The sequence below is a fragment of the Paralimibaculum aggregatum genome (assembly GCF_030270585.1).
GTDB lineage: Bacteria > Pseudomonadota > Alphaproteobacteria > Rhodobacterales > Rhodobacteraceae > Thermohalobaculum > Thermohalobaculum aggregatum.
This window is the reverse complement of record NZ_BSYI01000014.1, coordinates 106296-117589: the sequence shown is the minus strand read 5'-3', so window position 1 is coordinate 117589 and position 11294 is coordinate 106296. Positions and strand designations below refer to the sequence as shown.

Sequence of the window (11294 nt, the reverse complement as noted above, 5' to 3'; positions counted from 1 at the left end):
CCGCAGCGCCTCGGCCAGCGCCCGGTAGCGCCGCGCCTGCGCCGCCTGCCGCCCGAGCGAGCGCAGCCGCGTCTCCAGCCCCTCGATCAGCTCGCGCACGCGCCCGAGATTGGCCTCGGTCGCCGAGAGCTTGAGCTCGGCCTCGTGGCGCCGCTGGTAGAGCCCGGCGATGCCCGCCGCCTCCTCGATCACCCGGCGCCGGGCGGTGGGGCGCGCCGCGATCAGCTCGCCGATCTGGCCCTGGCGCACCAGCGCCGGCGACTGCGCGCCGGTCGAGGCATCGGCGAACAGCATCGAGACGTCGCGCGCCCGCACCGACTTGCCGTTGACCGTGTAGGCCGAGCCGATCTCGCGGGTGATGCGGCGGCCGACCTCGATCTCCTTCACCGACTGGTAGGGCGCGGGCGCGGTGCCGTCGGCATTGTCGATCAGCAGCGCCACCTGGGCGTTGTTGCGCGGCGGGCGGCTGCCGCTGCCGGCGAAGATCACGTCGTCCATGCCGGTGCCGCGCATCGCCTTGGCGCGGGTCTCGCCCATCACCCAGCGCATCGCCTCGAGCAGGTTGGACTTGCCGCAGCCATTGGGCCCGACTATGCCCGTCAGCCCCCGGCCGATGACCAGCTCGGTGGGGTCGACGAAGCTCTTGAAACCCTGGAGCCTCAGCCGGGTGAACTGCATGGGGGGCGCCCCTCTCTCTGCCTCTGACCGGACAGTCTGGCGGGGCGGCCCCGGTCTTGTCAATGGGGCGTACACATCATCTTGTGGGTAACGTCGCGCGACCCACCATATGGCGGGTCGCGATGGCGCGGCTCAGCCCTCGAGCGCGCGGTCGAGCAGGGCGGAGAATTCGGCGAAGCCCATGGCGCCGCTGTGCAGCTCGCCATTCACCACGAAGGACGGCGTCGAGCGGATCTCGTGCAGCTCGGAATTGTCCTTGTAGTTCTGCACCAGCGTCTCGGCGAAGTCGCGGTCGGTCAGGCAGACGCGCATCCGCTCGCTCGAGAGCCCGTTCAGCCGGCCGATCTTCTGCAGCGCGGCGGGGATGTCGTCGGCGCGGCTCCAGTCGCCCTGGCGCTTCAGGAAGGCGTCGATCATCGGGTAGTAGCCGGTCTCGCCGCCGCAGCGCGCGATCATCGAGGCCCAGAGCCCCGGCGCGTCGAAATAGACCTCGCGCATGATGAAGCGGACCTTGCCGGTATCGACATACTGCGCCTTCACCTCCGGCCAGGTGCGGGTGTGGAACGAGGCGCAGTGCGGGCAGGTCAGCGAGGCATACTCGATCACCGTGACCGGCGCGTCCTCGGCGCCGAGCGCCACGTCTCCGGTGAGCAGCGGGGTGGCCGCGGCATCCTCGGCCCGCAGGGGCGCCGGCAGCAGCGCGAGGGCCGCGGGGGTGGCGGCGAGGCCGGCCAGCAGGCGGCGGCGGTCGGGGCTCATGGGCATGGATCTCTCCGTGTTGGCGTCGTTCATCGATGTCATCTAGGGCGTATGGCCGGCGCGCGACAGGACCAGCGCGCCGAGGCGCGCCATGACCTTGCGGAGCCCGGGGCTGCGGATGCCGGCGACGAGGCGCTCGGCCTCGGCCCGCGCCGCCGCCGTGGTGGCGGTCTCGTCGTCCTCGCCGGGGTGGCCGCGAAACGCCGCCTGCGCCTCGGCAAAGCCTGCCGTGCCGGTCTGCACCACCTTCAGCCGCGAGACCGCGCGATAGCCGTAATACTGGTTGATGCGCTCGAGGATCTGCGGCGCGCTGAGCTCGACCTCCGGGCCGCGTGCGCCGACCACCTCCACCACCAGCGTGGCGCCGAGGCTGGGCGCGGCGCCGAAGCGCACCTTGACCGGCCGGCAGGAGGGGGCGAGCGCGGCGCCGACGATCTCCGGCCAGCGCATCAGCACCTCCGGCTCGGCAAAGCCGCGCTTCGCCGCGGTCTCGACCATGCGCCTGGAGAGCCCCGCGCCGATCTGGCGGAACTCGCGCCGGCGCGGGCGCTGACCCCGTGGCTCGCTCATCGCCTGGTCCTCTCACGCCTCCGGGCGGCGCCGGACTTGCCGCGGCGCCTGTTCGTTCGATATCCGATCCGGATGCAGACCGAAAGCGCCCCGTTCAGCCCGCCGATCACAAGCGCGACAGCAGCGCCGGCCCAGGCCGCCCTGCTCGCCTGGTACGACCGCCATGCCCGCGCGCTGCCCTGGCGCATCGGCCCGGCCGACCGGGCCCGCGGGGTGATGCCCGATCCCTACCGCGTCTGGCTCTCCGAGGTGATGCTGCAGCAGACCACGGTGGCCGCGGCGGGCCGGTATTTCCACGCCTTCACCCGGGCCTGGCCGCGGGTCGAGGCGCTGGCGGCGGCGCCGCGCGAGGCGGTGCTCGAGGCCTGGGCGGGGCTCGGCTACTATGCCCGCGCACGCAATCTCCATGCCTGTGCCGGGGTCGTCGCGGCCGAGCATGGCGGGCGTTTCCCGGAAACCGAGGACGGGCTGCGCGCGCTGCCCGGCATCGGCGCCTATACCGCGGCGGCGATCGCGGCGATCGCCTTCGACCGGCCCGCGGCGGTGGTCGACGGCAATATCGAGCGGGTGATGGCGCGGCTCTTCGCCGAGACCGAACCGCTGCCCGGGGTCAAGCCGCGGCTCCGCGCCCATGCCGCGGCGCTGACGCCCGCGCAGCGTCCCGGCGACCATGCCCAGGCGCTGATGGATCTCGGCGCGACGATCTGCACGCCGCGGCGCCCGGCCTGCGCGCTCTGCCCGCTGCGCCCGGGCTGCGCCGCCCATGCCGCCGGGATCGCGGGCGAGCTGCCGGCGCGCGCGCCGAAGCTGGCGAGGCCGGTGCGCCACGGCCATGTCTGGGCGGCGCTCGACGGGCAGGGCGCGGTCTGGGTGGTCCGGCGCCCGCCATCGGGGCTGCTCGGCGGCATGCTGGCGCTGCCGAGCTCGGACTGGACCGCGGCGCCCGGGCCCGACCCGCTGCCGCCGGTGCCGGGGGCCTGGGAGGCGATCGGCGAGGTGCGCCACGTGTTCACGCATTTCGCCCTGCGCCTCACCGTGCACCGGGCGCGGATCGACCCGCTGCCGGGGCCGGGGCGGGAGCGGGCCGCGGCGGCGGATGCGATGCCCACGGTCTTCGCCAAGGCGCTGCGGCTGATCGGCTGAGGAATGCCGGGCCGGGCGCCCGGCTCAGCTCGACATCTCAGCTCGACATCTCGGCGCGCAGCTTCTGGCGCAGCACGTCGATCGGCTTCAGCCGCCCGTCGATCCGCACATGCCAGTAGAGCCAGCCGTTGCAGCTCGGCGCGCCCTGCAGCTCGGCGCCGACCTGGTGGATCGAGCCGCGGCTCTCGGCCGCCACCACCGAGCCGTCGGCGCGCACCTTCACCCGGTGCCGGCCGCACTGGCTCTCCAGCACCTCGCCGGGCGACAGCATGCCGCGCTCGACGAGCTGGCCGAAGGGGATCCGCGGCGCCTGCCGCTTGCCCTCGGTCTGCGCCACCGCGGCGCGCTCGGCCCGCACCACCTCCGCCAGCCGCGCCCGCGCCAGCGCGGCATAGGCCGGATCGCGCTCGATGCCGATGCAGCGCCGGCCGAGCCGCTTCGCCACCGCCGCCGTGGTGCCGCTGCCGAGGAAGGGGTCGAGCACCGTGTCGCCGGGCTCGGTGCTGGCCACCAGCACGCGGTGCAGCAGCGCCTCGGGCTTCTGCGTGGGATGCGCCTTGCGGCCCTCGTCGTCGCGCAGCCGCTCCGGCCCGGTGCAGACCGGCAGCAGCCAGTCCGACCGCATCTGCAGCCCCTCGTTCAGCGATTTCAGCGCATCGTAGTTGAATTTCGGCCGCGCGGTCTCGGAGCGCGCCGCCCAGATCAGCGTCTCGTGGGCGTTGCAGAAGCGCTTGCCGCGGAAGTTCGGCATCGGGTTGGTCTTGCGCCAGATGATGTCGTTGAGGATCCAGAAGCCGGCATCCTGCAGGCTCGCGCCGAGGCGGAAGATGTTGTGATAGGTGCCGATCACCCAGATCGCGCCGTCGGGCTTCAGGCAGCGGCGGGCGGCCTCCAGCCAGTCCCGCGTGAAGGCGTCATAGGCGGCGAAGCTGTCGAAGCGGTCCCACTCCGCATCGACCCCGTCGACGCGGCTGTTGTTGGGCCGGGTCAGCTCGCCCTTGAGCTGGAGATTGTAGGGCGGGTCGGCGAAGACGAGATCGACGCTCTCCTCCGGCAGCGCGCGCATCGCCGCGAGGCAGTCGCCCTCGATCACCTCGATCCCGTCGCCCGCGATCATGCCCGTCGTCTCCCATCGATTCGGCCCAAGATCGCGGTGTGCGAATCGCTTGTCAATGTCTTTTGGCGGAGGGTGTTGTTCAGGATTCCTCAAGTAACAGGCGAGAAATCGGTGCAAAGCTCCTGCGATGCTGCGGTGTCACGCCGAGCCTTGCAAGCGCCGCGCGGTGCTCCGCGGTGCCATATCCCATGTTGCGTTCCCAGCCATAGCCCGGATGGCGCGCCGCGAGCTCGGCCATCATCCGGTCGCGCGTGACCTTCGCCACGACCGAGGCGGCGGCGATCGCCGCCATCCGCCCGTCGCCGCCCACCAGCGCCTCGGCAGGCAGGCCGAGCCCCGGCGGCACGCGGTTGCCGTCGATCACCGCGCCGGCCACCGGACCTTGCGCCAGCAGCGCCTCGAGCGCCCGCTTCATGGCGAGATCGGCGGCGCGGAGGATGTTGATCCGGTCGATCTCCCCGGTGTCGGCGATGCCGATGCCGATCCGGGCGCAGCCGGGGAGCGCCGCGAAGATCGCCGCGCGGCGCTTCGCCGTCAGCCGCTTGGAGTCGTCGAGCCCCGGCGGCGGCGGGCCGGTCAGCACGGCCGCCGCTGCCACCACCGGCCCGGCCCAGGGCCCGCGGCCGGCCTCGTCGATGCCGGCCACCGGGCCGCCGAAACGCTCCCGATAGGGCGCCTCCGGCAGCATCGCGGCGGTGGGGTTGGCTGGCTTTCCCATGTCCGGCACCATAGGCTCCGGCGGCACCCGCCGCCAAGGGGCGGGCGGCGTTGCGGCAAGCGGGAGGGAACCCATGCTGGCGGAGATCAGGCGGGTCGGGCTGCTGAGCGCCGGCGTCACGGCCGGCAGCCTCGCGGCGGGGCTGGTGCTGATCCTCGGCACGCTGGCGGCGATCGGCGGCGGGCTGGCGGGGGATCTCGCCTGGCTGGCGGAATGGGCGGCGGTGGAGGATGCGCCGGTCTCCGGCCCGGGCGAGACCGGCAGCATGCTCGCGGTGGTGGCGGTGGTCTGGCTGCTGCTGTTCGCGCTCGGCGCCTGGCTCGGCGGGTTCCTGCTCGGGGCCTTCCTCGCGGCGCTCTACAACGTGCTGGCCGGCATGGTCGGCGGGCTGCGCCTCGAGCTGGCCGATCCGCGCCCGCGCCAGCCGGGAGAGCGCCGCGGCTCATAGCGGAAGCGCGAGCTGGTCGCCGGCCCGCGGCGGCGCGCGGAACAGATCGCAGCGCAGCGCCGGCAGCGCGCGGTCGAGCCCGTGCCGCGCGGCGGCGGCCCGCACCCGGCGCGAGATCAGCTGGGCATAGACCCCCTCGCCGCGCATCCGCTTGCCCCATTGCGGGTCGTAGTCGCGCCCGCCATGCAGCTCGCGCACCTTGCCCATCACCCGCGCCGCGCGGTCCGGATACTCCCGCGCCAGCCAGTCCTGGAACAGGCCGGAGACCTCCTGCGGCAGGCGCAGCACGCTGTAGCTCACCTTGCTGGCCCCGGCCTCGGCGGCGGCGGCGATCAGCCGCTCGATCTCGTGATCGTTGAGCGCCGGGATGATCGGCGAGGTGTTGACCTGCACCGGCACGCCGGCCTGTGCCAGCGCCCGCATCAGGCGGAGGCGGCGCGGCGGCGCGGCGGCCCGCGGCTCCATCGCCCGGCTCAGCCGGGTGTCGAGCGTGGTGAGGCTGATCGCGACCTGCAGCAGCCCGGCGCGCCCCATGCGGCCGAGCAGGTCGATGTCGCGCGTCAGATGCGCGCCCTTGGTGGTGATGAAAAGCGGGTGGCGATAGGCCCAGAGCACCTCGAGCAGCTCGCGCATGATGCCGTGCTCGCGGTCGATCGGCTGGTAGGCATCGGTATTGGTGCCGATGGCGAGCGGCGCCGGGCGGTAGCCGGGCCGGCGCAGCGCGGTCTCCAGCAGCGCCGCCGCCCGCGGCTTCACCACCAGCCGGGTCTCGAAATCGAGGCCGGGGGAGAGGCCGAGCTGGGCATGGCTCGGCCGCGCGAAGCAGTAGATGCAGCCATGCTCGCAGCCGCGATAGGGGTTGACCGAGCGGTCGAAGGGCAGGTCCGGCGAGGTGTTGCGCGCGATGATGCTGCGGCTGGCGTCGCGGATCACCTCGGTGCGCACCGGCGGCGCGTCGTCCTCCCGGTCCCAGCCGTCATCGGTGCGCCCGGTGGTCAGCCGGTCATAGCGCACCGCCGGGTTGCGCGCGGCGCCGCGGCCGCGCCGCCGCTCGGGCGCGATCTCGTCGGTGAAGAGCGACGGCGCGGCATCGTCCTCGAACAGCTCGTCCACCTGCGGCGGCTCCATTCCGATTCTCCCGGTTCACACCAGAACAATACAGGAACATATTGCCGCCACAAACCGGAACTTGCGGCCCGGGCAGGGTAGCCGGTCGGTAGGGAGCAGAAGGGGAGGGCCGCCGCATGCCCGCCCGGCAGGCCGCGGCGCGGGCGGTTCAGCCGCCGCGCATGCCCGCGGTGGTGACCCTGCCGGCATGCAGCGCGCCCGACAGCGCCGCCGCCGCCGCCGCGACCCCCGAGCCGCCCATCGGCGCGCCCATCGCGTGCAGCACCGCCTCGATGGTGCCGAGCGTGCCGAGCAGCTGCGGCGGGTTCATGTGGCCCATATGGCCGATGCGGAAGGCGCGGTCCTGGAAGTCCCCGAGCCCGACGCCGAGGGTGAGCCCGGCCTCCTGCTCGGCCAGCGCGCGCAGGCGGATCGCGTCGACCCCGCCGGTGAGCACCGTGGTCACCGCGTTGGAGCGCGCCGCCGGGTCCTCGATATGGAACTCGAGCCCGCCCGGCGCCGACCAGGCCGCCACCGCCGAGCGCACCGCATGGGCCATCACCGCATGGCGCGCCCAGATGTTCTCGAGCCCTTCCTCGGCGATCATCTCGAAGGCGGCGCGGAGCCCGTAGAGATGCGTGACCGGCGGCGTGCCGCAATAGCGCATGTAGTGCGCGCCGCCGCCCATGCGGGCGGTCCAGTCCCAGTAGGCGGTGCGCAGCCCGGCCTCGCGATGCGCGGCGATCGCCTTCTGCGAGGCCCAGACGAAGCCGAGCCCCGGCGGCACCATCAGCCCCTTCTGCGAGCCCGAGACGGTGACATCGACGCCCCAGGCGTCCATGCGGAATTCCATGCAGGCGAAGGAGGCGATGCAGTCGACCATCAGCAGCGCCGGATGCCCGACGGCGTCGATCGCGCGGCGGATCGCCGGGATGTCGTTGACCACCGAGCTCGCGGTGTCGATCTGCACCACGAGGATCGCCTTGATCGCGTGCCCGCCATCGGCGCGCAGCCGCTCCTCGAGCGCCGCCGGATCGACGCCGCGGCGCGCCGGCGCCGCCAGCACCTCGACCTCGCAGCCCAGCATCGCCGCCTGGTTGCCCCAGCCGACGGCGAAGCGGCCGGATTCAAGCACCAGCACCCTGTCGCCGCGGGACAGCGTGTTGGTCAGCGCCATTTCCCAGGCGCCATGGCCGTTGGCGATGGCGATGAAGGCCTCGCCATCGGTGAAGGCGAGCTGCGGCAGCTCGGCCAGCAGCCGCTCCGACATCTCCACCAGCGCGCCCTCGTAGATGTTCGGCATCGGCGCATGCATCGCCGCCAGCACGCGCTCGGGGATCACCGAGGGGCCGGGGATCGAGGTCAGCGGACGGCCGGCATTCAGCGTCGCGCCCTCGGGCAGGATCGGCGCCGCCGGGAGGTCGGAGCGCGCGGCGAGAGGGTCGAAATCATGCGCGGCCATGGGGCAGGGTCCTTTCGTGAGGTCTACCGGCGAACCTACCGCCGCGAGGCGGTGAGGCAAGCGGCCAATTCGTGATGGGATACCCCCGGATTTCGTGATGGATCGGGGCGCTCACTCGCGCCGCAGCACCACATCGGTCAGCCAGCTCGCCCAGCGCGCGGTGCGGTGGCCGCGGATCACCGCCTCGCGGTCATAGCCGGTCTCGATCCATTCCGCGAGCGGGACGCGCCCGCCGGTCTCGCGCTCATAGGCGTCGAAGAAGGCGTCGAGCACGCCGGTCTTGCCCTGCCGGACATGGCCGAAGCGGAGCGAGAGCTGCGCCTTGGCCTCGGCGACCGGCCGGCCCTCGGCCAGCGCGAGGTAGAGCGCCGACATGAAGCCGGCGCGGTCGGCGCCGGACTTGCAGTGGAACAGCACCGGGTATTCCAGGCTCTCGAACAGCCGCTGCGCCGCCGCCAGCTCCTCCCGGTCGGGCAGCGAGCGCGAGCGCAGGACGAAATTGTGGAAGGCGAGCCCTTCCTCGGCGCAGGTCTCGCGCTCGAGCGGCAGCGAGCCGAAGAACTGCCCGCCGCGCAGCGAGACCACCGAGCGCCCGCCGCGCCGCGCGAAGGCCCGGATCTGGTGCGGCGCCGGCTGCGCCGAGCGCCAGGCGCGCTCGCCGACGCGGTGCAGATTGAGGTAGAGATAGCGGAAGAAGCCATGATCGACGAAGATCATGTTGACCCAGGCGCGCAGCCGGTCCCACCGCGTCTCGAGCGGCCGGTTCCAGCGCGCGATCTTCCGCTGCCGGCGGCGCTGGAACTCGGAGTTGGGGTCTAGGCTCTTGCGCATCGCAGCGCGCTTATCAAAGCCCCCGCCCCCCGGCAAGCGCCGTGGCCTCGGGGCAGGCCGCTCAGCGCCCGCCGAGGCGGCGGATCTCGCGCCCGAGCAGCAGGCCCAGCCCGCAGATCGCCAGCGCCGCGATGCCGAGCGCCAGCCCCTGCTCGGGGAACGGGATGCCGGCATCGATCAGCAGCCCGGTGATCCCCGGCCCCGCCGCCGTCGAGAACACCATGGCCGTGGTCGCCATGGCGCGCACCGCGCCGAGATGGCGGGTGCCGTAGAGCTCCGGCCAGAGCCCGCCCCAGAGCGCCTGCGCCATGCCCTGGCTGAGCCCGGTCAGCGCCAGCACCAGCAGCCAGCCGCCGACGCCCTCGACCGCGCCGAGCAGCATCGCGCCCGCCCCCATCGGCAGCAGGAAGACCGGCAGCAGCCGCGCCGGGCCGAGCCGGTCGACCAGCGCGCCGCCGGTCAGCGAGGCGGTTATGGTGAGCCCGGCATAGACCGGATAGCCCGCCGCCATCGCCGCCAGCGACCAGCCCTTGACCTCGGAGATGTGCACCTGGTGGAAGAACAGCACGGTGCCGATGAAGGAGGGCGCCAGCACCGCCGGCACCAGCCCCCAGAACAGCCGGTGGCGCATCACCTCCGGCCGGGTCCAGTGGCGCCCGCCGAGGCCGGGATGCCCGCCATCGGCCCCGCTGCCCTGCGGCGCCCGCGCCTCGGCCAGCAGCCAGCCGAGCAGCGGCGCCGCGCCGAGCGCCAGCAGCGCCGCGACGATCCACCAGGTCTCGCGCCAGCCCACCGTCGAGGCCACCGCCACCGCGATCGAGGGCAGCACCGCCTCGCCGGTGGAGAAGCCGAGCGCCGCGAAGGCCACCGCCCGCCCGCGATGGGCGCGGAACCAGCGCCCCATGGCGGTGGCCGAGATATGCCCCATCATGCCCTGTCCGCAGATCCGCAGGCCGAACACCGCGACGAGGAGCACGGCGATGCCCTGGCCCGTCGCCATCGCGATGGCCGCCAGCGCATAGAGCAGCAGGACCGTGACCGCGAGGCGGTCCAGCCGGATTCGGTCGGCCAGCGCGCCGGCCTGGAACAGCACCGCCGCCGAGCACAGCGTCGCCGCCGTGTAGAGCGCGCCCCAGCCGCCGTCGGAGAGCCCGTAGGCCGCCCGGATGTCGCCGGCGAAGAGCGAGATGAAGAAGGTCTGCCCGAAGGACGAGAAGAAGCTCAGCGCAAAGCCTGCGCCGAGCCAGCGGAGATTCTCGCGGTAGAAGGAGGCAAGGGAGGCGACGCGCATCGCCTCCCTCTAGTCCAGATCGGATACCGGCACCAGAGGCGCGACCGGGCGATCCGCGGGGCGACCGACTGGCGATCGACTGCGCGACCGACTGGGCGATCCGCGGGCCGGATCAGTAGTAGCCGCGCCCGTAGCCGCGTCCGTAGCCATGCCCGTAGCCGTAGCCGCGGCGCGGCGGGTGGTAGCCGCGGGGCGGGTAGTAGCCACGCCAGTAGCGGTGGTGGCGCTGGGCCCGGCGATGCACCCGGCGGTGAACGCGGCGCGGCGGGCCGTAATAGCCGTGGCCATAGCCGCGCCCGCGGCCATGCGCGAGCTTCACGTCCTCGCTGGTGGCCTCGGCGGCGAGGCTGACCGCCGGGGCGGGGGTGGCCGCGAGCGTGGCCGCGGCGGGCTGCGTGGCGGCGTTACCGGCCGAGGCCGCACCGAAGGCAGTAGCGACACCGAACAGGGCCGCCATTGTCAGGCGTTTGGCAAGCATCGTCGTCTCCTTGTTTCGAACTCGATGCGTTATAAACGGCCGTTCATTCGTATTCCGTCGCGAGCTACATCACGGTTTTTTGAGTTGTTCTGTCAGTCCACCTCGGAGCCGGTGCGGCCGCGGGGGCGGCTGAGGCCGGGGCCATAGTAGAAGCCGTAGGCGTCGTAGCCGTAGAAGCCGAAGCCGTCGGGGCCATAGCCATAGCCGCCCTGCACATAGGGCCCGCCGCCATGGCCATAGGCCGGCGGAACATGGCCGTAGCCATACGCCGGCGGAGCGTAGCCATGACCGTAGCCATAGCCATAGCCGTAGCCGTAGCCATAGCCGCGATACGCGCCATGGCGCCGGCGATAGCCGCGCCGGTAGCCGCGGCCGCCGGCCTCCAGGACCAGGCTTTCGGCGCCCGGCACCGCCCCGGCGCCCAGCGCCGGCAGGGCGGCGACCACCGGCGCCGCGCCGGCGGGGGTGGCGGTGGCGCCCAGAAGGGCGAGCGCTGCGGCGGTGAGCATGCTGCGGGTCATCATCCTGTCCTTTTCCTGTCCGTCTGCGGGACATCCCGGAACCGTGCCGCAGCGGCCGCGCGGGCCGGGCGACACCTCTCTCGAAAGGGTTAACGTTACGGAGGCGGCATTCCGGCGCGGCTTGCGCGAGCGGCCGCTTTGGGGGATAGGAAACCCAGCCAGAAAAGGAGC

Annotated in this window: 13 protein-coding genes; 2 read left to right on the top strand and 11 right to left on the bottom strand. The window is 73.1% G+C overall.

Features of this window, described 5'->3' with window-relative positions:
• From QSJ97_RS10810 to QSJ97_RS10800, 3 genes are all read right to left on the bottom strand, one after another.
• On the bottom strand, positions 1–678 hold a 678-nt coding region (locus tag QSJ97_RS10810; RefSeq protein ID WP_285671769.1), incomplete at its 3' end, for an AAA family ATPase.
• A 132-nt stretch (positions 679–810) separates the two neighbouring features.
• Positions 811–1443: a DsbA family protein gene (locus QSJ97_RS10805; protein WP_285671768.1), complete on the bottom strand. Its 633-nt coding sequence runs from the start codon at positions 1441–1443 to the stop codon at positions 811–813.
• Between the two features lie 36 nt (positions 1444–1479).
• Complete coding sequence (locus QSJ97_RS10800; RefSeq protein WP_285671767.1) at positions 1480–2007, bottom strand: DUF721 domain-containing protein; 528 nt, start codon at positions 2005–2007, stop codon at positions 1480–1482.
• Between the two features lie 72 nt (positions 2008–2079).
• Here QSJ97_RS10800 and mutY point away from each other — a divergent pair, with 72 nt between their 5' ends.
• The gene (mutY, locus tag QSJ97_RS10795) at positions 2080–3150 is read left to right on the top strand and encodes an A/G-specific adenine glycosylase (protein WP_285671766.1); all 1071 of its coding nucleotides are present in this window, start codon (positions 2080–2082) and stop codon (positions 3148–3150) included.
• Positions 3151–3187: 37 nt separating this feature from the next.
• Here mutY and QSJ97_RS10790 read toward each other — a convergent pair whose 3' ends face one another.
• Positions 3188–4267, bottom strand: coding sequence for a site-specific DNA-methyltransferase (locus QSJ97_RS10790; RefSeq protein ID WP_285671765.1), 1080 nt, complete (start codon positions 4265–4267; stop codon positions 3188–3190).
• 79 nt (positions 4268–4346) lie between these two features.
• Positions 4347–4985: a ribonuclease HII gene (gene rnhB / locus QSJ97_RS10785; protein WP_285671764.1), complete on the bottom strand. Its 639-nt coding sequence runs from the start codon at positions 4983–4985 to the stop codon at positions 4347–4349.
• 73 nt (positions 4986–5058) lie between these two features.
• On the opposite strand from rnhB, the gene QSJ97_RS10780 reads away from it, so the two are divergent.
• Entirely contained in the window at positions 5059–5433 is a 375-nt protein-coding gene (locus tag QSJ97_RS10780; protein ID WP_285671763.1) for a hypothetical protein, read from the top strand.
• On the opposite strand, the gene QSJ97_RS10775 is transcribed toward QSJ97_RS10780, so the two are convergent.
• From QSJ97_RS10775 to QSJ97_RS10750, 6 genes are all read right to left on the bottom strand, one after another.
• Entirely contained in the window at positions 5428–6561 is a 1134-nt protein-coding gene (locus tag QSJ97_RS10775) for a PA0069 family radical SAM protein (RefSeq protein WP_285671762.1), read from the bottom strand. The two genes, QSJ97_RS10780 and QSJ97_RS10775, sit on opposite strands and share 6 nt — an antisense overlap.
• A 148-nt stretch (positions 6562–6709) precedes the next feature.
• Complete coding sequence (locus QSJ97_RS10770) at positions 6710–8002, bottom strand: pyridoxal-phosphate-dependent aminotransferase family protein (RefSeq protein WP_285671761.1); 1293 nt, start codon at positions 8000–8002, stop codon at positions 6710–6712.
• A gap of 111 nt (positions 8003–8113) precedes the next feature.
• Positions 8114–8833 carry a tyrosine-protein phosphatase gene (locus QSJ97_RS10765; protein WP_285671760.1) on the bottom strand — a complete coding sequence of 240 codons (720 nt, stop codon included), beginning with the start codon at positions 8831–8833 and terminating at the stop codon, positions 8114–8116.
• 61 nt (positions 8834–8894) lie between these two features.
• A complete protein-coding gene (locus tag QSJ97_RS10760) occupies positions 8895–10124 on the bottom strand; it encodes an MFS transporter (protein WP_285671759.1) in 1230 nt (409 codons plus the stop codon).
• Between the two features lie 112 nt (positions 10125–10236).
• Positions 10237–10602 (bottom strand): hypothetical protein, encoded by a 366-nt coding sequence (locus QSJ97_RS10755; protein WP_285671758.1) that lies wholly within the window; start codon positions 10600–10602, stop codon positions 10237–10239.
• Positions 10603–10694: 92 nt separating this feature from the next.
• Positions 10695–11126 carry a hypothetical protein gene (locus QSJ97_RS10750; protein WP_285671757.1) on the bottom strand — a complete coding sequence of 144 codons (432 nt, stop codon included), beginning with the start codon at positions 11124–11126 and terminating at the stop codon, positions 10695–10697.
• Between the last annotated feature and the right edge of the window lie 168 nt (positions 11127–11294).